The following is an 18,631-nucleotide window of genomic DNA, read 5'->3' as shown; positions in this document are numbered from 1 at the left end:
ATTGCAGTAGTGAATTCACTGAAGCAATCGCTGGCAAGCCAGCTCCCACAGGGGCGGTGTCGGCCACAAATGATATGAGCAGGTTCAGGTACCAGACACCCGAAAATGATGATCGGCCCCGATCAGCCACTGGGAGTCTGGCACCTGAATTCGGTGGTTAAAGCTTGATCAACACCGACTTCAACTCGGTGTAATGCTCGATCGCCGCCGCGCCCATCTCGCGGCCGACACCGGACATCTTGTAGCCGCCGAACGGCAGCGCCGGGTCCAGGGCGCTGTGGCAGTTGACCCAGACCGACCCGGACTTGATCCGCGGAATCATCCGGTGCACCGCGCCCAGGTCGTTGGACCAGATGCTCGCCCCCAGCCCATAGGGGCTGTCATTGGCCAGGCGCAGCGCCTCGGCTTCATCGTCGAAGGGCATGGCCACCAGCACCGGGCCGAAGATTTCTTCCTGCACCAGCGGGTGCTTCTGATCCACATCGACGATCACCGTCGGCTTGACGAAATACCCCGGCCCGAACTGCTCGCCACCACAAGCAATGGTGGCGCCGCTGCCGCGTCCCTGCTCGATGTAGTCGAACACGCGCTTCTGCTGGCGCGCGGAAATCAGCGGGCCCATCTGAACGCTCGGGTCGAGGCCATTGCCGAGCTTCATGCCGTTGGCGATGCCGGCAATATCCGCCACCACGTTGTCGAAGTGCTTGCGGTGCACATACAGCCGCGAGCCGGCGCAGCACACCTGGCCCTGGTTGAAGAAGATCGCCGTGGCAGCACCCGCTGCGGCGCTGGCGAGGTCGGCGTCGGGCATGACGATGGTCGGCGATTTGCCGCCCAGTTCCAGGGTGACCCGGGTCATGTTGTCCATGGCGATGCGGCCGATCTGCTGGCCGACGGCAGTGGAGCCGGTGAAGGTCAGCTTGTCGACCCGTGGATCGCGGGTCAGGGCATCGCCGGCCACGGCGCCGGTGCCGGTGACCACGTTGAACACACCGGCAGGATAGCCGGCTTCCAGTACCAGCTCGGCCAGTTTCAGCGCGCTCAGCGGGGTTTCATCGGCGGGCTTGAGCACCACGCTGCAACCGGTGGCCAGGGCCGGGCCGAGCTTCCAGCAGGCCAGCAGCAGCGGGAAGTTCCAGGCGACGATGGCACCGACCACGCCGACCGCTTCGCGGCGGATGAAACCGTGGAATTCATCGCTCGGCATCAGCGGCATCGACACATCGACGGTATGCCCCTCGACCTTGGTCGCCCAGCCGGCCATGTAGCGCAGGAAGTCGATGGACAACTGCACGTCCATGACCCGCGCCACCACCGCGCTCTTGCCGTTGTTCAGGCATTCCAGCTGAGCCAGCACCTCGGCGTCGCGCTCCATCAGGTCGGCCAGTTTCCACAGCAGGTTCTGCCGCTCGCGCGGACGGGTGCGGCTCCAGGCCGAGTCGTCGAAGGCCTGGCGCGCGGCAGCGACTGCCCGGGCCACGTCGGCCGGGGTGGCCGCCGGCACCTGGCACAGCACCTCGCCGCTGGCCGGATTGCGCAGGGTCAGGCGCTCGCCGTCGGCGGCCTCGACCCAGTCGGCACCGATGAGCATGGTCGGCGCGCGGCGGATGAACGCCTCGACGGCCGGGTGCAGGGGGGCAGTGGTGGACATGGCAAACCTCGTTCTTGTGAGTGATTGCCGCAGCCATCGCAACCGCTGTGCCAAGCCGCTCGATGTTGGCACCGGGCCATGTAATGCAAGGGCCCGGCACCTCCATGGCGAAGATGTGTCACATGCCGGTCGTCGCAAATTGCGACGCCGGGCGAGACAGTCTCGGCGTCCTGAGACAGCTGTCTCGCACCGTCTCATTCGTCGCGAAAAGCGCCGCAAGGCCCGCCCGCCAAGAGCTGCAAGCCCCGTGGAATGGCGCTTGCAGCTCTTGGCACACAATATGTATCGACACCCTCAAGCGGCTCTTCGGTGCGCGCTCTGCCGCTGTACGGCCGACGGAAGAGACCTATAAGAAGTGTACGAACAATAAGAAGAACCCCGTGGGAGGTCAGTCATCGATGAAGAGAACACCCAGGTTCGCCAGCGCCGCAGGATTGCTGGCCGTGGCCGTCAGTCTCGCCTTGCAGCCCCAGGTCGGCCAGGCCCGCGAGGGCAAGCAGATCCTTATGGAAACCTGCCAGGGTTGCCACCTGCCCGAGGGCAATGACGCCCTGAGCCGCATCAGCCACCAGCGCAAGACCCCGGAAGGCTGGCTGATGACCATCGGCCGCATGCAGACCATGCACCAATTGCAGATCAGCGACGAGGACCGTCGCACCCTGGTCAAATACCTGGCCGACACCCAGGGCCTGGCGCCCAGCGAAACCGACGGCGTGCGCTATGCCCTCGAACGTCGGTTGAACACCGTCGAGCAGATCGAGGAACCGACCAAGCAGATGTGCGCCCGCTGCCACTCCGGCGCGCGCATCGCCCTGCAGCGGCGGCCGGCGCAGGAATGGGAGCGGCTGGTCAACTTCCACCTCGGCCAGTGGCCGTCCCTGGAATATCAGGCGCTGTCCCGCGACCGCGACTGGTTCGAGCTGGCGAAGAAGGACATGGTCCCGCTGCTCGCGCAGAAATACCCCTTCGACAGCAAGGCCTGGAGCGACTGGCAGAAGTCCATGCCCAAGGCCGCGACCCTGGCCGGCGACTGGAGCTTCAGCGGGCACTTGCCGGGGCGCGGCGAGCTCAACGGGGTGATGAAGGTCAGCGCCGAGGCCGGCGACCGCTTCAAGGTCAGCCTCGATGGCCGCTACGCCGACGGCAAGCCGTTCAAGGGCGAAGGCTCGGCGGTGCTCTACAGCGGTTACGAATGGCGCGGCACCGTGGAGGTCGACGGCGTGAGCATGCGCCAGGTGTTCGCCGCCAGTAACGGCCAGCTCAGCGGCCGCATGTTCGACAAGACCCACGACGAGCGCGGCCTCGATTTCACTGCCGCGCAGCAAGGCTCCGCGCGTTTGCTGGCAGTGCAGCCGGGCTATGTGAAGGCGGGCAGCGAAACCGAGCTGACCCTGGTCGGCAGTGGCCTCGGTGGCACCCCGTCGTTCGGCAAAGGCGTCGAGGTGGTCGAGGTACTGGAGAACACCCCGCAGCGTATCCGAGTGAAGGTCAAGGCGGCCGCCGATGCGGCGGGCGGCCTGCAGGAGGTCAGCGTCGGCAAGCTCGGCGGCCAGCAACTGGCGGTCTATCGCGAGATCGCCGAAGTGAAGGTGGTACCGGCCTTCTCCGTGGCCCGGGTGGGTGACAACGGCGGCTCGACGCCGAAGGTCCAGGGCCGCTTCGACGCCGAGGCCTGGGGCCAGGGCGCCGACGGCAAGGCCTATCGCATCGGCGTGTTCCCGGCCAAATGGAAGGTCGAGCCGTTCGACGAGCGGGCCCGCGAGGACGAGGACGTCAAGTTCGCCGGCGTCATGCAGGCCGACACCGGCGTGTTCACTCCGGGCGATGCCGGGCCGAATCCGGCGCGCAAGATGTCGACCAACAACGCCGGCAACCTCAAGGTCATCGCCGCAGTGGACGACGTCGGCACGGCGCGCACCGGCGAGGGCCAGATGATCGTGACCATCCAGCGCTGGAACAATCCGCCCATTCCGTAAGGCATGGATTGATCTGGCCACAGTCGAATGTTCGAGGAGGTTGTGATGGGTGCCATCCTGAATCTGGTTGAACGCAATCTGCATGAAGTGCGGGTCGACGATGCCCGCATGCTGTTCCACATCCCCAGCAGCTCGCTGTTCGCCAGCGATGCCCTGACCGGGGAAATCATCGACGCCCTGCGCGGCGCCAGTTGCTCCAGTGACGTGCTGGTGCAGCGCCTGGCCGAGCGCTTCGATGGCGAGGAAGTCAATGAGGTGCTGCGCGAACTGATCGCCCTGGAGCTGGTCAGCGACGGCTCGCCGCTGACCCCGGAGATCTCCGCCCGGCGCGTCGAGCGCACGGCGCTGAACACCGTGGTGCTCAACGTCAACACCGGCTGCAACCTGAGCTGCACCTACTGCTACAAGGAAGACCTGGACAAGCCCTCGGCCGGCAAGCGCATGGAGGTCGACACCGCCGTGGCCTCGGTGGAAATGCTGCTCAAGGAATCGCCGGACGAGCCGGTCTACACCGTGGTGTTCTTTGGTGGCGAGCCGCTGAGCAACCGCAAGCTGATCGAGTACATGGTCGACTACTGCGAGCGGCGTTTCGCCGAGGCGGGCAAGCGCGTGGAGTTCGTCATGACCACCAACGCCACGCTGCTCACCGAGGAGATCGTCGACTACCTCAATGCCCACCGCTTCGGCTTGTCGGTGAGCATCGACGGGCCGAAGACCGTGCACGACCGTAACCGCATCACCGTGGGCGGGCAGGGCACCTACGACGTGGTCCGGCGCAAGGCCGACATGCTCCTGTCGCGCTACGACAGCCGCCCGGTCGGTGCGCGGGTGACCCTGACCACCGGGGTCACCGATATCGAGACCATCTGGAACCACCTGTTCAACGAGATGGGCTTTGCCGAGGTCGGCTTCGCTCCGGTGACGTCAGGTGATATCAGCAGCTACAACCTCACCGGCGAGGAGCTGGTGGAAGTCTTCGCCAATATGAAGGCGCTGGGTCGCAAGTACCTGGAGGCGGCGCTGGAGCATCGCAATATCGGCTTCTCCAACCTGCACCAGTTGCTCACCGACATCCACGAGGGGCACAAGAAGGCGCTGCCGTGCGGGGCCGGTCTGAAGATGCTGGCGGTGGACCACAAGGGCGAGCTCAACCTCTGCCACCGCTTCACCGGCTCCAGCCTGCCGACCTTCGGCAACGTGCACAGCGGGGTCAAGCAGGTCGAACTCAACGACTTCCTCTCCCAGCGCCTGGACCGCACCAACACCGGCTGCGACAGCTGTCGCATCCGCAACCTGTGTTCCGGCGGCTGCTATCACGAGAGCTATGCGCGTTACGGCGACCCGACCCACCCGACCTATCACTACTGCGAACTGATGCGTGACTGGGTGGACTTCGGCATCGAAGTCTACAGCCGGATCATGGCCGAGAACCCGGCCTTCATCAGTCGCTACATCACTGCGCGCAAGGTGCACTGACATGAAACATCTCAAGCCGATCAACAACAAAGCGCTCAAGCTGGACCAGGCCGCCGAGGAAAACCGTATCGAGGAAGTGGTGGCGATGAACTCGGTCGCCGGCTGTGCCTCGACCACCGACCCGGGCTGGGAAATCGACGCCTTCGGTGGTGTCTCGTCGCTGTGCCAGCCGATGGAATCCGACCTCTACGGCTGCTCCGACCCTTGCTGGTGGCCGGCCCAGGTGCCGGACATGATGAGTACCTTCCCGGACTGGAACAAGGACGCGCAGTCCTCCGGCGATGGCTGGCGCAACCTCGGGACCGTGTTCCCGGACGACAAATGAGCCCCCAGGCGAACAAGAAGAGGGATATCCACATGCTGCAGATTGCAAGCCGCGGCCTCGCCGCGCTGATGATGCTCGGTGCCGGCTGCGCCATGGCCGCCGACGAAGGCAAGGCGCTGAACGCCGGCCACGAATACATGGCGGTGACCAACTACCCCAACAACCTGCACGTCATCGACCTGGCGAGCGACACCCTGTACAAGACCTGCGCCATGCCCGACGCCTTCGGCCCGGGCTCGGTGCAGATGTCGCCGGACAAGCGCATCGCCTACGTGCTCAACAACCACTACGCCGATATCTACGGGGTCGAACTGGACAGCTGCAAGCAGGTGTTCCACGCCAGCATCACCCAGTTGCCTGGAGAAAAGGCGCGCTCGATGTTCTCCTTCACCGTCAGCCACGACGGCAAGGAAATCTACACCGTCGCCAACCCGACCAAGTTGTTCAGCGACCACTACGAAGTGCAGCCGCCGCGCCTTGATGTGTACGGCACCGACGGCGGGCTGGATGCCAAGCCGCTGCGCAGCTTCCCTGCGCCGCGCCAACTGACCATCATGCAAAGCGGCGACGACGGCAGCCTGTATGTGGCCGGGCCGGACATCTACAAGGTCGACGTGAAGACCGGCAAGTTCGACGTCATCGTCCCCAGCCGGCACTGGAAGCGTGCCAACTACAGCGCGCCGGACGTGCTCTACGTGTGGAACCAGCAGACCTACCGGCATGACTTCTCGCTGCTCTACACCGCCTCGAAGTTCAAGGACGCCAAGCAGGATCCGGCGACGGCCGAGTATGTCTACGGCTTCTTCAACATCGACCTCAAGACCGGCAAGAGCCAGACCGTCGACTTCGGCCCGCTGACGGAAATCTACTTCAGCGGCATCCGCTCGCCGAAGGACCCGAACGTGGTGTACGGCGTGCTCAACCGCCTGGCCAAGTACGACATCAAGGAGAAGAAACTGCTGACGGCGGCCACGCTCGATCACTCGTACTACTGCCTGTCGGTGAACAAGGCGGGGAGCAAGCTCTATCTGGCGGGGACCTACAACGACGTGGCGATCTTCGATGCCGACAGCTTGAAGCCGTTAGGCAAGATCAAGCTGCCGGGGGGGGATATGGCGATTACTACGGCGCAGGTGTTTGTCAGGTAGTACGGTTTCGTCTTCGAGTGCCTCATCGCTGGCAAGCCAGCTCCCACAGGCTCATGGGCCGCGCGATCCTTGTGGGAGCTGGCTTGCCAGCGATGAGGCACTTGAGTCAGTCCAGTTACAGATCTAGCTCGCCATTGCCAATGAACGCATAGCGCAAAGGCTTCTCAAGTTTCTTCACTCGGCCTTCCTCGATGGCCTGTTTCAACCACTCGCTCAGCAGACCCTTGGGCAGCCCCCACTGCTTCATCATGTCGTCCAGGCTCAGGGGGCCGTCGATACGCTGCATTTTCTGCACGAAGAGTTGATAGAAGCTAAGTTCGGCCTGTGCCTTGTACTCGACGCGCGGGGCAGCTTCCTGGACTTGCAAGGCAGGGGCCTTAGGTACTTCGAGAGCGACCAGTGACGGGACATGCAGCTGGTCCGTTGCTGCTTCGAGCCATCGGGCTCCGCGCTCCACGAGCGTCGCATTGCCCGCTTGCGGGTCTGCGCTGGGTTTGACCCACAACGGTATCCAGGCTTTCTTCAGGCTTTCCAGGGCTCCAGTCCAGGTACCTCCAGATGTACCGGAGTGCACCACAACTGCCGCCTGGCCGATGCAGTAGATGTACTTGTTGCGAGCCATGGCATTGCCGACATTGAAACCGGCTTCCGGATAGAACGGCGATACCAGAACCAGGTTGTTATCGATCAGACCCTGCCGCCATTTCGCCGCAGTCGCCGCTGCCAGCAGGCCGTCGGCCATGACCCCGATCACCGGACCATTGTTGGCCAGGCCCGCCAGCATCGCCGTCTCGTCGACCCCCTTGGCACCTCCGGAAACCACCGCATAGCCGGCTTCAACGACGCGGCGTCCCAGTTCGTGGGTGTAGTCCAGATCAGTAGCGGCTGCGGTTCTCGAACCGACGATGCTGATACCCATGCAGTTCAGCAATTGCGGGTTGCCGCAGCCGAACAGAATCGGTGGTGCGTCGTTGCGCAGGCGATGTTTCAGTGCGCGTGGGTAGTCCGGGTCGGAGCGCGTCAGCACCCAGATGCCTGCCCGGCTCCATTTCTCGATGGCCAGAGCCAGGGCGTGGCCACGCCCCAGCAACTGTTCGATGCGCTCGGCTGGAATCGTCCGATCCTCCCAGCCGTGCAGCACATCGTGAATTCCCCCCGCGATCAGGTCCGCAGGTGTTTTTCCTCTCTCGTTCAGCCACTGGGCGAACCGCCCCCACTCCGTAGGGGTGAGTGGTTTGACGCTATCTTTCGCTGGTCTGGAGAACCAGGCGGTCAGCAGGAGAATGGATTGGGTATTGGAGTTCATCATGTCTGGCTTGTCGTAGAGGAGATCGCCACCGGGTAAACAGGACCGCTGCCCGCTTCGCGCAGCAGGGCCGAGATGACTGTCAGCGTCCAGCCGGATTCATCAGGGCTTCCATCGAATGGTGCGTTCAGCAGGTTAGCAGGGGATTTGAAGTCTCCCGTGGTCGTTCAGTAAAACCGCCGCGGATCCGCCGTCCCCGCCAAACTCGCCAACTGGGTCAACGCAAACCTCAACTCTTCCTCCCGAGTCGGCGACATCAGCACCACCCGCACCCCTCGCGTCTCACCACTGCGCTCAGGCTGAAACTGCGAACCACTGAGAATCTTCACCCCCTGCGCCCGGGCCAGGTTGGTGAACTCGTCAGCGCTCCACGGCTCGGGCAACTCCAGCCAGAGGTGATAGGCATGGGGCTCGGTACGCACCGTCAACCCTGCCAGCACCTCCCGGGCCATGGCCTGGCGCCGCGCCGCCGCTTCCCGTTGCTGCTTCACCAGCCCGAGGTCCAACCCTTCGTGGATGATATTGCTCGCCAGTTGCGCGGTGAGCGGCGAAGGCATCCATACGCTGCTGCGAACCATCGCAGTCAGCCGCGAGAGCAGGCGCGGCGGGCTGTACAGGTAGCCGATGCGCAGTGCCGGCAGTACCGACTTGGACAGGCTGGTGAGGTACACCGAGCGCTCCGGTGCGTAGCTGGCCAGCGGTTTCAGGCTGGTGTCGGCAGCGAGGAAGCCGTAGATGTCGTCATCCAGGATGAGGAAGTCGAACTCTTCGGCAATCGCCGCAATCTCCGCCCGGCGCTGATGGGACATGGTGGCCGTGGTCGGGTTCTGGCAGGTGGCGACGCACACCAGCATCGCCGGCCGCTCACGTTGGCACAGTTCGCGCAGCGAGGCGGGGATGATGCCCTCAGCGTCCATTTCCACACCGCGCAAACGCCGTTGCAGGCTGTGGGCGAGGGAGATGATCCCCGGGTAGCACAGCGACTCGCAGAGGATCAGGTCGTCGCTTGCGGTCAGCGCGCTGATCGCCACCAGCAGGCCGTGCTGGGCTCCGGCGGTGATCACCACCTGCTGCCAGTTCGCCTCCGGCAGCGAGTGCCGCAGCCATTGCGCACCGGCCTCGCGGTGCGCCGGATGGCCGCCATCAGGGGCGTAGTCCAGTGCCTGGGCGAAATCGGTGCCATTGGCCAATTCCACCAAGGCGCCGCGCAGCCAACTGGACGCCGTGTCGCCCGACGGCTTGATGATCGATAGGTCCAGCACCGGTGGCGCCACCGACAAGGCCGACGGCTGGGCCACCGGCTCCGGCTCGGCAACCACCTCCGTCAGTGGCGTCGTCCGCACATAGGTGCCGCGCCCCACCTCGCCCTGCAACAGGCCACGCCGCTGTGCCTCGGCATAGGCGCGGCTGACCGTACCCGGCGTGACCTGCAGCGCCTGGGCCAGCTCGCGCAGGGTCGGCAGGCGCTCGCCAGGCTTGAGCAGGCCACTGGCGATATCCCGGCCCAGGGCGTCGGCGATGGCCAGGTAGACGGGTTGGTTGAAGGCGTTGAGCAGGGGAACCCACATGGACGAACTACCGATGGAAACAAGTGCGGCGAGCCTACCACATCGAAGCAATCGGCCCGTGACGCGAGAGAATATTTCAAATTGTTTAATTGAGTCTATTGAATTGATTCAATTGCATCGAATAGCCTGTAAATGATTCGACTCAATTTGCTTCCGCCGTTTTTGGAGAGCTGCATGGATACCTTGAGAAAAGATTTCTCCCTATCGGCCCTGGTCGCCGGGCTGATCGCCGTGATCATTTCCTACGCCGGGCCACTGATCATCGTCTTCCAGGCGGCCCGCGAGGCGCAGTTGTCGCCGGCCGAGGTGTCGTCGTGGATCTGGGCGATCTCCATCGGTAGCGGGGTGACCGGCTTGCTGCTTAGCTGGCGCCTGCGCGCCCCGGTGATCACCGCCTGGTCGACCCCGGGGGCGGCGCTGCTGGTGTCGATGCTGCCGCAGGTGTCGCTGGCCGAGGCAGTGGGCGCCTACATCGTCGCCGCACTGGTGATCGCCGTGGTCGGCCTCAGCGGTGCTTTCGACAAGCTGATGAGCCGCCTGCCCAAGGCCATCGCCGCGGCCATGCTGGCCGGCATCCTGTTCCGCTTTGGCGCCGAACTGTTCACCTCGATCAAGCTGCAGCCGCTGCTGGTGCTGGCGATGTTCGCCAGCTACCTGCTGTTCAAGCGCCTGTCGCCGCGCTACGCGATCTTCTCGGTGCTGATCGTCGGCTGCACGGTGGCCGGCATGCTCGGCCAGCTGAATGCATCGGCGCTGACCCTGGCCTTCGCCGAACCGCACTTCACCGCGCCGCAATGGAGCTGGCATGCCATCGTCAATATCGGCCTGCCGCTGGCCCTGGTCAGCCTCAGCGGGCAGTACGTGCCGGGCATGGCGGTGATGCGCAGCGCCGGCTACAACACCCCGGCGCGGCCGATCCTCGCCGTCACCGCCATTGGCTCGGTGCTGCTGGCGCCCTTCGGCTCCCACGGCTTCAACCTGGCGGCCATCACCGCCGCCATCTGCACCGGCCGCGAAGCCCACGAGCAGGCGGACAAGCGCTATATCGCCGGGATCGCCTGCGGGGTGTTCTACATCCTCATGGGCACCTTCGGCGCAACCCTGGCCTCGGTGTTCTCCGCATTGCCCCGGGAACTGATCGCTGCCCTGGCGGGGCTGGCCCTGTTCGGCGCGCTCATGACCGGGCTAAGTGGCGCCATGGCCGATGACAAGCAGCGCGAACCGGCGCTGATCACCTTCCTGGTAACCGCCTCGGGCATGAGCTTCCTCGGCCTGGCGGCGGCCTTCTGGGGCCTGATCTTCGGCCTGGTGGCGCACTGGGCGCTCAACTACAGCCGCCAGCGCAAGCCGGTCGTGGCAGCCACCCAAGTGAACTAGCGCACACCCTGGGGGATGGAGGGTGGACTCCAATGGTGGCAATTCGCTATTGTTGTCTGGCATCACCCTTCCAGCCCTCGTTTCACCTCCGTCGACGCCCTGGCGTTCGCCGGCTCAAGCAAATGTCGCGTGCTGCCGATAGCGTTACGACGCTTGGCGACGACGATTTCGTCCTGGTGTTCACCAGGCGCCTGTCCTTGTGTGTGTTCGTGTGCGTTTCATTCAATTCCAAGACAGGTTCTGCGGATGCTGGTCTACAGCCAAAAGAGTTTTCTCATCGTCGACGACTTCACCGACTTCCGCACCTCGTTGCGTTCGATGCTGCGCGAGATGGGGATCAAGGACGTCGACACCGCCGAGAGCGGCGAGACGGCGATCCGCATGTGCGGGCAGAAGCGCTACGACTTCGTCCTCCACGATTTCCACATGGGCGACGGCAAGAAGAACGGTCAGCAGGTCCTCGAAGACCTGATGCTCGACAAGCTGATCAGCCACGAAGCGATCTTCGTCATGATCACCGCCGAGAGCAGCCAGGCCGTGGTCCTCAGTGCCCTGGAACACGAACCGGACGCCTACCTGACCAAGCCCTTCAACCGTGTCGGCCTGACCCAGCGCCTCGACAAGCTGGTGCAGCGCAAGACCCTGCTCAAGCCGATCCTCCAGGCCCTCGACCGCGGCAAGCCGGCCGAAGTGCTGGTGGCCTGCGAGCAACTGTGCCGCAAGGACCCGCGCTTTGCTCCGCTGTGCCTGCGCTACCGCGCCGATGCCATGGCCGCGCTGAACCGCCATGAAGAACTGGAGCGTTTCCTCAAGGCGATCCTGGCCAACCGCCCCACGCCCTGGGCCTATTCGGCGCTGGGCAAGCTGCTGTTCAAGCGCGGCCAGACCAGCCAGGCCAAGGACGTCTACGAGCAGGCGATCAAGGCCTTCTCGATGATGCCCGGCCTCTACGACGGCCTCGCCGAAGTGCTCATGGCCCTGGGCGAGAACCGCCGCGCCCAGCATGTGCTGGAAGACGCAGTGCGCCTGTCGCCACTGGCGGTGAAGCGGCAGATGCTGCTGGGCAAGCTGGCCCTGGGCAACGCCGACTTCGACGGCGCCTCGCGGGCCTACCGGCAGGCGGTCAGCCAGGGCCAGAACTCGCGCTTCAAGGACCCGGAAAGCAACCTCGGCCTGGCCCAGGCGCTGATCCAGAAAAACGCCGGCAACGGCCTCGACGCGCGGACCCGGGTCGAGATCAACCAGGTGCTCGGCGATGTCGCCAAGGAGTACACCGAGGACCAGGGCCTGCAGGTCCGCGCGCGGCTGATCAAGGCCACCGGCGTGGCCCAGGCCGGTGATGCCGAGACCGCCGCCAAGCTCACCGAAGCGGCCATGGCCCGCCTGGAAACCATGGACCAGTTCTTCTCTGCCGAGGCCGCCCTGGCGGTCGCCGCCCAGCTCAAGCAACTGGGCCAGGAGGACGCTGGCAAGTCGATCCTGAAGAACTGCGTCGAGGTCTACGGCGACGACAATGCGGTGATGCAGAACATCGCCAAGCTCACCGACGACCCGGCCATCCTCGGCGCCGGCAACGAAGCCGTCGACCTCAACCGCCAGGGCGTGCGCAGCTACCAGGCCGGGCAGTTGAACGAAGCGCTGGAGCAGTTCCGCAAGGCGCTGCGGCTGCAACCGAAAAACATCAGCATCGCCCTCAACACCGCCCAGGCCCTGCTGCGTATCGGTGGGGAAAATCCGGCGGCGGCGGTGCTGCAGGAATGTCGCGATTGCCTGGCCAAGGTGGCCGGCATTCCCGACACCGATCCGCGCTATGAGCGCTATCGCAAACTGCGCATTCGCGCTGTGGGGTCATGATGTCCAGGGACAAGGAATCGGGGCTGGATTTTTCCACGGTGATCGCCTCCACCGTGCACGACATGAAGAACTCGCTGGCCATGCTCATGCAGGCCCATAGCCAATGGCTGGCGCGCCTGCCGGACAACCACCAGCAGGGCCCGGAACAGGTGGTGATCGAGCATGAATTCGTTCACCTCAACGGCATGCTGGTGCAACTGCTGGGCCTGTACAAACTGGGCATCAACCAGTTGCCGATGCTGCCGGACTACCACGACCTCGACGACTTCATCGGCGGCTTGCTGGCCGGCTACCAGGAGATCCTCGACAGCCGCGGCATCGTCGCCCGCTACGAAATCGACGAAGCCGCTCCGCTCGGCTTCTTCGACCGCGAACTGGTCGGCTCGGTGATTTCCAACATCATCAACAACGCCACCCGCTACGCCGGGCATGCCCTGCTGGTGACCGTGCGGGAAGAAAACGAGGCGCTGGTGATCAGCGTCAACGACGACGGTGCCGGCTTCCCGGCGGCGATGATCGAGCAGCAGCACGAGTACGTGCAGGGCATCGAGCACAGTACCGCCAGCACCGGCCTGGGCCTGTACTTCGCCGCGCGCATCGCCGCGCTGCATGCACGCAACGGCGTGCCGGGGCGGATCGAGATCGCCAACGGCGGCGCGCTGGGCGGCGGCTTGTTCAGGCTGTATCTGCCGTAGCGTTTCAACTCCGGAGCACACTGCCCCCTGTGCGAGCGGGGTTACCGGGACGCCGGACCGCCGCGATTACGGTCGTGAATTCACTATCGTCATCGCGGCGGTCCGGCGTCCCGGTAAACCCGCTCCCACAGGGGCCAGTGTGCCTTTGCTCAGCTGGCATCCACCAAGGTCTGCGGCTTGGCCGAATCGGGCACGTCGAACAACTTGTCGAAGCCCCACTGGAAGGCGAACGCGTAGAAGAAAAAGAACGCGAACAACGCCAGGTTGGTCAGCAGTGCCTGGAACAGGCTGATATCCAGCCAATAGCTGATCAAGGGCAGCAGCATGATGGTCAGTCCACCTTCGAAACCGATGGAGTGGATGACCCTGCGGCCGAAGGTGCGTTCGCGGTTTTTCAGGCGCCTTTCGATGCTTTCGAAGGCCGCGTTGTAGATAACGTTCCAGCCCAGGGCGATGGCCGAAAGCATGATCGACAGCGCGCTCGAGTGCGCCAGCCCGCTGTCATGGAACAAGGTGAAGGCGGGGGTCAGGCAGAAAACCGCCACCAGCTCGTAACTGACCGCCTGGAAGATCTTGCGTTTGGGCCCCTGCATGGTTCACCTGTGGGTTGTTTGTGTTTGTCGCACACAGGAATAAACCGCCTTGTGGGGGGCAACAATTTGTATAAGCTCAACGCGGTTAAGCACAGCTGAATTGACGGGGATCCGATGTTCACCCACTTGCCGTTGAACGCGCTGAGGTACTTCGAATCCGTGGCCAGGCTGGGCAGCCTGAAGCGGGCGGCCGAGGAGTTGTCGGTCACGCCGTCGGCGGTTTCATTGCAGGTCAAGAGCCTTGAGGAGTGGCTGGGCACGCCGGTATTCATCAGAACCGGCAGCGGCCTGGTCCTGACCGCTGTCGGTGAACGCGTCTTCGGCTCGGCGCACCGGGTGCTGTACGAGTTGTCCGCCGTTCTCGACGAGCAACGCACCAACAAGGCGGTGGACACCCTCAACGTCACCACCACCCCGGAGTTCGCCGCGTTGTGGCTGGTGCCGCGGCTGGAAGCCTTCTACCAGTTGCACCCGGAGATCCGCATCCGTGTCGTGCCCGGCAGCGAAGTGGTCGATCTGCTGCGCAACCACGAATTCCATCTCGCCATTCGCGCGTCCAGCAAGGACTACCCCGCGCTGTACCAGGAAGACCTGCTCAGCGAGCAATTCGGCGTGTTCGCCGCACCGCAGCTGCTGGCGCGAGCGGGCGACGATCCGCCCCGGCTGATCGACCTGGCCTGGGGCGGCAATACCATTGCGCCCATGTCCTGGCGTGACTGGTGCCAGCAGGCCGGCCTGCACGCCTGGCTCGGCAAGGAACTGCTCGACTACCACGACGAGCACCTGGCCTTGCAGGCGGCGATTGCCGGGCAGGGCTATGTCCTGGCCAGTTGCGTGCTGGCGGCCAACAGTGTCAAGGCGGGTCTGCTCGTCCCTTATCGCCCGGAACTTGTGCTGCCCGGCTCGTGCTACACCGCGCTCTGTACCCCGGGAAAGGAGCGGCATGCCGGGGTCAGGGCGTTTCTGGACTGGTTGCGTAGTCAGACCTAGTGATGCAGTTCGATATTGCCGTCTTCCACCTGGCGATACAGGGTGTAGGGCAGCACCAGCGTATCCAGCGCCCCCGACAGCACCAGGTCGACCATCACGAACGGCACCCCGGCCGGCGCGCCCTCGGCCCGTACGGTCGGGTTGGGCGGGCCATTGAGGATGCAGAAGTTGTACACCGCACCGCTGTACACACGGGGTACGGAGGCGCAGTCCGTTCGCCATTCCCTGAGGTTCTTGGCGGTGACCTGGTCACCGCGCAAGACGGTATTCACCGTTCCACAGCCGGACAGCGAAAGGCCGAGGGCGGCCAGGATCAGTTTGCGGGTGTTCATGGGCGGTAGCTCCGGTTTGGGGAAAACCGGTACTTAAGCGCAGCGGGTGGATGGCTGGCAGTCAGGCTGGAGCCAGGGCTTTGTAGGAGGGAAATGGTTCAGGGGTAGGGTGTTACTGATGGCCTCATCGCTGGTTTGCCAGCGATGAGCATGGGTATCTACACAATCTCAACCTGGTGCAACGCGGAACCTGTGGGAGCGGCTTTAGCCGCGATTGCGATGGTGAATGCGCCGATGCAATCGCGGGTGAACCCGCTCCCACAAGGTGGAAGTCTGGCCTACTTCCCCTGGCTCCAGGTCTGCTCCAGCGCCTGCCCGGCACGCTCGGCCGCTTCACCGCCCAGCAACTGCACCACCTGATGCAACTGCGCCGCACTCAGCCCGACGCGCAAGCTGGCGGCCATGTGCGAGCGCAGTTGCGACTCGGCACCCGGGGTCGCCGCCAGGGCGCCGACGGTGGCCAGTTCGCGGCTCTGCCAGTCGAGGTTGTCGCGCTCGAAGATGTCGCCGAACAGGTGGGCCTGCAGGTATTGGTTGATCACCGGGGCGAAGTCGAACAGCGGACCTTGCACCGGCGCGCCAGCGATGCGGGTCTGGTTGGCCTTGCCGGCTGCCAGCAGTTCGTCGCCAGTGGGGATGGGCTTTTCCGGCTCGCGGCCGGGGTTGTCGTGGATGCCTTGCTGCTGGCGTGTTTCGATCAGCTTCATCAATTCGCCGAGGGCATTGAGGCTGCGCGGGAAGCCGCAGTAGGCGTAGAGCTGGACGAGGATTTCGCGGGTCTCGCTGATGCTCAGCCCGGCGTCCAGACCTCGTTGCAGGGCCAGGTTCAGGGCCGGCATGTCGCTGCTGGCGGTGGCTGCGCCGATCAGCGGGATGGCCTGTTGGCGGGCGTTGAGCGGGGAGTCCTGGTGCATGGCGTGGGGTTCCGTTGGCGCGTCGGCGGCGTGCACGAAGCTCGCGCCGAGGGTGAGGGCCACGGCCAGCAGGCCGCGGGCGCAGGTTTCAGCGAGCGTTGTATTGGTCATCCGTGACGTGCTCCAGCCAGTCGACGTTCTTGCCATCCTTGGTTCCGGTGATGGCCAGGTGGGTCATGGCGCTGCCAGGGGCAGCGCCGTGCCAATGCTTGACCCCGGCGGGGCAGGTGATCACGTCGCCGGGGTGGATCTCCTGCACCGGCTTGCCCCATTCCTGGGTCAGGCCGACGCCCGAGGTGACCACCAGGCGCTGGCCGGCGGGATGGGTATGCCAGGCCGAGCGGGCACCGGCTTCGAAGTTGACGTAGGCGGCGGAGACGTTGATCTGCTCGCCGGCCGGGAACAGCGGCTCGACCGTGACCTGGCCGGTGAACCAGTCCGCCGGGCCGGTGATCTGGGTTTGTTCGCCGTGGCGGCTGATGCTCTGCTCGGCGGCGCCGGCATCGGCGAGGGGCGCTGCGGCGCAGATGGCCAGGCTTGCGAGGGTGTTCTTCATCGGCGTGCTCCGGGCAAAAAGGGCACGGTAGCGGCTGGGGTGGGTGTGGATAAACGGGGGGAATCCGATAGGGGTTATGAGGCAGGTGAGTTAATCGATGCGGTGGGCTCAACGCGGACCTTGTGGGAGCGGGTTTACCGGAACGCCGGACCGCCGCGATGGCGCCGGTGAATCCACTACCGTCATCGCGGGTGAACCCGCTCCCACAGGATCCGCGATCAGATTGTCCACTTTTGTAGGACAGTAATACCGTTTTCAGCCGATTTATCCCTTTTCGAGAAACCCCTAATCTGGCCACACCTAGCGGCAACCACCCAAACAAACTTCTCGAACAAAAGGATCTTCGCCATGACCAACGCCACCTACAACCGCCTGAACAAAGACGACGCCGTAGTCCTGCTGGTCGACCACCAGACCGGTCTGATCTCCCTGGTGCAAGACTTCTCGCCGAACGAGTTCAAGAACAACGTGCTGGCGCTGGCCGATCTGGCCAAGTTCTTCGACCTGCCAACCATCCTCACCACCAGCTTCGAGCAAGGTCCCAACGGCCCGCTGGTTCCCGAGCTGAAAGAGATGTTCCCGGACGCCCCGTACATCCCGCGTCCAGGCCAGATCAACGCCTGGGACAACGAAGACTTCGTCAAGGCGATCAAGGCCACCGGCCGCAAGCAACTGATCATTGCCGGTGTGGTGACCGATGTGTGCGTGGCCTTCCCGACCCTGTCGGCGCTGGCGGAAGGCTTTGATGTGTTCGTGGTGACCGATGCGTCCGGTACCTTCAACGAGACTGTGCAGCAGGCGGCGTGGAACCGCATGACCCAGGCCGGCGCGCAGATGATGAACTGGTTCTCGGTAGCCTGTGAGCTGCACCGCGACTGGCGCAACGATATCGAAGGGCTGGGCAACCTGCTGTCGCAGCGGATTCCCAACTATCGCAACCTGATGAACAGCTACTCGGCGTTCACTGCCAAGTAAGGGATGGTGTTGCTGATGGCCTCATCGCCGGCAACGCCGGCTCCCACAGGTACCGAGTGCACCGCCGATCCCTGTGGGAGCTGGCGTTGCCAGCGATAAGGCCATTGGTCGCGACATCAGCCAGCCTGACACTCCTCCATCCCTTTCATCATCGACTCGGCCAGCGCTCGCGAAGCTTCCAGGGTGTGCTGGGTGGCCCAGAGCATGCCGGCCAGGTGGTTGTCCTTGACCGTGTCGCAGGCCTGGAGGTTGGTTTCGTAGGCGCAGCGCAACATGACCGTGAGGTGGGTCAGGGCCTTTGTCACATCGGCCCCGCCACAGACGGCGAACAGCGGCGGATGGTGGTTGTCGCAGGTGGCGAAGCGGGTGTGGACGGTGACGGCGCGGATGGGGGGATCGGGGACGATTTTCTTCATGATGGTCATCTCGCTAGTGATGCCGCCACCGGTAGCTGTCAAACATACGGGTGGCAGCTGTGCATGGGTTGACAGACCGAGAGCGAGAGAACCCGGCGCGCACGAAGGCGCCCCACGCACAGCCGCCATAACACGGCGCCCGGGCAAAAAAAGCCCCGGCGGGTGATGTGGGTGCTGCGGTTCAATCGCTGTTCGGCCTGTCAAAGCCGATCGCCAGACATCGGCGACGGCAGCAAGACTAGGCAGCGTTTCCCCAGCACGCAACGGCTGATAAGCCGCAGGAGTATGCTTGGGAAATTGCCTACAAGAAAGTCGGAGATCGGTGAAGTTTCGTCGCTTTATGTGGCAGTTTTTAAGGGGCAGCGCCTGACAGTAGATCGCATGAGGAATGCCAGGTGCCTGTCTTGATTCTTGTTGCGCCCTTCAGATCGAGCGCCGCCCGCGCGGCGCATCGCTGGCAAGCCAGCTCCCACATTTGT

17 protein-coding genes are annotated in these 18,631 nt (G+C 64.2%); 9 read left to right on the top strand and 8 right to left on the bottom strand.

The genetic code is table 11. The features are described 5' to 3' along the window. Nucleotides 1-157 precede the first annotated feature (157 nt). Complete coding sequence (locus tag ACODSK_RS29495) at nucleotides 158-1,651, bottom strand: aldehyde dehydrogenase family protein (protein ID WP_489021232.1); 1,494 nt, start codon at nucleotides 1,649-1,651, stop codon at nucleotides 158-160. A gap of 398 nt (nucleotides 1,652-2,049) precedes the next feature. Between ACODSK_RS29495 and peaA the strand changes: the two genes are divergently transcribed. From peaA to peaD, 4 genes are read left to right on the top strand one after another with little or no spacing between them, the layout of a single operon-like run. Further along, nucleotides 2,050-3,627: a quinohemoprotein amine dehydrogenase subunit alpha gene (peaA, locus tag ACODSK_RS29490; RefSeq protein WP_489021230.1), complete on the top strand. Its 1,578-nt coding sequence runs from the start codon at nucleotides 2,050-2,052 to the stop codon at nucleotides 3,625-3,627. 45 nt (nucleotides 3,628-3,672) lie between these two features. Then, nucleotides 3,673-5,103 carry a quinohemoprotein amine dehydrogenase maturation protein gene (gene peaB / locus ACODSK_RS29485; RefSeq protein WP_489021228.1) on the top strand — a complete coding sequence of 477 codons (1,431 nt, stop codon included), beginning with the start codon at nucleotides 3,673-3,675 and terminating at the stop codon, nucleotides 5,101-5,103. Nucleotide 5,104: 1 nt separating this feature from the next. After that, nucleotides 5,105-5,428 carry a quinohemoprotein amine dehydrogenase subunit gamma gene (qhpC, locus tag ACODSK_RS29480; RefSeq protein WP_009405860.1) on the top strand — a complete coding sequence of 108 codons (324 nt, stop codon included), beginning with the start codon at nucleotides 5,105-5,107 and terminating at the stop codon, nucleotides 5,426-5,428. A gap of 32 nt (nucleotides 5,429-5,460) precedes the next feature. Beyond that, nucleotides 5,461-6,576: a quinohemoprotein amine dehydrogenase subunit beta gene (peaD, locus tag ACODSK_RS29475; protein ID WP_489021227.1), complete on the top strand. Its 1,116-nt coding sequence runs from the start codon at nucleotides 5,461-5,463 to the stop codon at nucleotides 6,574-6,576. A 115-nt stretch (nucleotides 6,577-6,691) separates the two neighbouring features. Here peaD and ACODSK_RS29470 read toward each other — a convergent pair whose 3' ends face one another. Both ACODSK_RS29470 and ACODSK_RS29465 read right to left on the bottom strand, forming a co-directional pair. Then, the gene (locus ACODSK_RS29470) at nucleotides 6,692-7,885 is read right to left on the bottom strand and encodes a DNA-processing protein DprA (RefSeq protein ID WP_489021225.1); all 1,194 of its coding nucleotides are present in this window, start codon (nucleotides 7,883-7,885) and stop codon (nucleotides 6,692-6,694) included. Between the two features lie 164 nt (nucleotides 7,886-8,049). Beyond that, complete coding sequence (locus ACODSK_RS29465; RefSeq protein ID WP_489021223.1) at nucleotides 8,050-9,450, bottom strand: aminotransferase-like domain-containing protein; 1,401 nt, start codon at nucleotides 9,448-9,450, stop codon at nucleotides 8,050-8,052. Nucleotides 9,451-9,624: 174 nt separating this feature from the next. On the opposite strand from ACODSK_RS29465, the gene ACODSK_RS29460 reads away from it, so the two are divergent. The 3 genes from ACODSK_RS29460 (at nucleotide 9,625) to ACODSK_RS29450 (ending at nucleotide 13,376) form a co-directional block, all read left to right on the top strand. After that, a complete protein-coding gene (locus ACODSK_RS29460; protein ID WP_489021221.1) occupies nucleotides 9,625-10,827 on the top strand; it encodes a benzoate/H(+) symporter BenE family transporter in 1,203 nt (400 codons plus the stop codon). A 246-nt stretch (nucleotides 10,828-11,073) separates the two neighbouring features. Beyond that, nucleotides 11,074-12,681: a response regulator gene (locus tag ACODSK_RS29455; RefSeq protein WP_489021219.1), complete on the top strand. Its 1,608-nt coding sequence runs from the start codon at nucleotides 11,074-11,076 to the stop codon at nucleotides 12,679-12,681. Next, nucleotides 12,681-13,376 (top strand): sensor histidine kinase, encoded by a 696-nt coding sequence (locus tag ACODSK_RS29450; protein ID WP_489021217.1) that lies wholly within the window; start codon nucleotides 12,681-12,683, stop codon nucleotides 13,374-13,376. Before ACODSK_RS29455 ends, ACODSK_RS29450 begins: the two co-directional genes overlap by 1 nt. A gap of 149 nt (nucleotides 13,377-13,525) precedes the next feature. Here ACODSK_RS29450 and ACODSK_RS29445 read toward each other — a convergent pair whose 3' ends face one another. Continuing rightward, nucleotides 13,526-13,969: a PACE efflux transporter gene (locus ACODSK_RS29445; RefSeq protein ID WP_489021215.1), complete on the bottom strand. Its 444-nt coding sequence runs from the start codon at nucleotides 13,967-13,969 to the stop codon at nucleotides 13,526-13,528. A gap of 114 nt (nucleotides 13,970-14,083) precedes the next feature. Between ACODSK_RS29445 and ACODSK_RS29440 the strand changes: the two genes are divergently transcribed. Continuing rightward, nucleotides 14,084-14,959 (top strand): LysR substrate-binding domain-containing protein, encoded by an 876-nt coding sequence (locus tag ACODSK_RS29440; RefSeq protein WP_489021214.1) that lies wholly within the window; start codon nucleotides 14,084-14,086, stop codon nucleotides 14,957-14,959. On the opposite strand, the gene ACODSK_RS29435 is transcribed toward ACODSK_RS29440, so the two are convergent. From ACODSK_RS29435 to ACODSK_RS29425, 3 genes are all read right to left on the bottom strand, one after another. Then, on the bottom strand, nucleotides 14,956-15,291 hold the full coding sequence (locus tag ACODSK_RS29435) for a YceK/YidQ family lipoprotein (protein WP_489021212.1): 336 nt from the start codon (nucleotides 15,289-15,291) through the stop codon (nucleotides 14,956-14,958). The two genes, ACODSK_RS29440 and ACODSK_RS29435, sit on opposite strands and share 4 nt — an antisense overlap. A 278-nt stretch (nucleotides 15,292-15,569) precedes the next feature. After that, complete coding sequence (locus tag ACODSK_RS29430; protein ID WP_489021210.1) at nucleotides 15,570-16,316, bottom strand: carboxymuconolactone decarboxylase family protein; 747 nt, start codon at nucleotides 16,314-16,316, stop codon at nucleotides 15,570-15,572. Then, on the bottom strand, nucleotides 16,294-16,761 hold the full coding sequence (locus ACODSK_RS29425) for a (R)-mandelonitrile lyase (protein ID WP_489021209.1): 468 nt from the start codon (nucleotides 16,759-16,761) through the stop codon (nucleotides 16,294-16,296). Before ACODSK_RS29425 ends, ACODSK_RS29430 begins: the two co-directional genes overlap by 23 nt. A gap of 348 nt (nucleotides 16,762-17,109) precedes the next feature. Here ACODSK_RS29425 and ycaC point away from each other — a divergent pair, with 348 nt between their 5' ends. Next, nucleotides 17,110-17,736: an isochorismate family cysteine hydrolase YcaC gene (gene ycaC / locus ACODSK_RS29420; RefSeq protein WP_330078103.1), complete on the top strand. Its 627-nt coding sequence runs from the start codon at nucleotides 17,110-17,112 to the stop codon at nucleotides 17,734-17,736. A gap of 116 nt (nucleotides 17,737-17,852) precedes the next feature. Here ycaC and ACODSK_RS29415 read toward each other — a convergent pair whose 3' ends face one another. After that, a complete protein-coding gene (locus ACODSK_RS29415; RefSeq protein ID WP_489021207.1) occupies nucleotides 17,853-18,152 on the bottom strand; it encodes a DUF3077 domain-containing protein in 300 nt (99 codons plus the stop codon). Between the last annotated feature and the right edge of the window lie 479 nt (nucleotides 18,153-18,631).

The organism is Pseudomonas sp. FG98, assembly GCF_057808595.1.
Note: the sequence above shows the minus strand (reverse complement) of the source record. Positions and strands in the feature narration are given on the sequence as shown.

Coding starts and splice junctions, on each gene's coding strand:
- ACODSK_RS29495 (WP_489021232.1), bottom strand. CDS start 1,651: ATGTCCACCACTGCCCCCCTGCACCCGGCCGTCGAGGCGTTCATCCGC.
- peaA (WP_489021230.1), top strand. CDS start 2,050: ATGAAGAGAACACCCAGGTTCGCCAGCGCCGCAGGATTGCTGGCCGTG.
- peaB (WP_489021228.1), top strand. CDS start 3,673: ATGGGTGCCATCCTGAATCTGGTTGAACGCAATCTGCATGAAGTGCGG.
- qhpC (WP_009405860.1), top strand. CDS start 5,105: ATGAAACATCTCAAGCCGATCAACAACAAAGCGCTCAAGCTGGACCAG.
- peaD (WP_489021227.1), top strand. CDS start 5,461: ATGCTGCAGATTGCAAGCCGCGGCCTCGCCGCGCTGATGATGCTCGGT.
- ACODSK_RS29470 (WP_489021225.1), bottom strand. CDS start 7,885: ATGATGAACTCCAATACCCAATCCATTCTCCTGCTGACCGCCTGGTTC.
- ACODSK_RS29465 (WP_489021223.1), bottom strand. CDS start 9,450: ATGTGGGTTCCCCTGCTCAACGCCTTCAACCAACCCGTCTACCTGGCC.
- ACODSK_RS29460 (WP_489021221.1), top strand. CDS start 9,625: ATGGATACCTTGAGAAAAGATTTCTCCCTATCGGCCCTGGTCGCCGGG.
- ACODSK_RS29455 (WP_489021219.1), top strand. CDS start 11,074: ATGCTGGTCTACAGCCAAAAGAGTTTTCTCATCGTCGACGACTTCACC.
- ACODSK_RS29450 (WP_489021217.1), top strand. CDS start 12,681: ATGTCCAGGGACAAGGAATCGGGGCTGGATTTTTCCACGGTGATCGCC.
- ACODSK_RS29445 (WP_489021215.1), bottom strand. CDS start 13,969: ATGCAGGGGCCCAAACGCAAGATCTTCCAGGCGGTCAGTTACGAGCTG.
- ACODSK_RS29440 (WP_489021214.1), top strand. CDS start 14,084: ATGTTCACCCACTTGCCGTTGAACGCGCTGAGGTACTTCGAATCCGTG.
- ACODSK_RS29435 (WP_489021212.1), bottom strand. CDS start 15,291: ATGAACACCCGCAAACTGATCCTGGCCGCCCTCGGCCTTTCGCTGTCC.
- ACODSK_RS29430 (WP_489021210.1), bottom strand. CDS start 16,316: ATGACCAATACAACGCTCGCTGAAACCTGCGCCCGCGGCCTGCTGGCC.
- ACODSK_RS29425 (WP_489021209.1), bottom strand. CDS start 16,761: ATGAAGAACACCCTCGCAAGCCTGGCCATCTGCGCCGCAGCGCCCCTC.
- ycaC (WP_330078103.1), top strand. CDS start 17,110: ATGACCAACGCCACCTACAACCGCCTGAACAAAGACGACGCCGTAGTC.
- ACODSK_RS29415 (WP_489021207.1), bottom strand. CDS start 18,152: ATGAAGAAAATCGTCCCCGATCCCCCCATCCGCGCCGTCACCGTCCAC.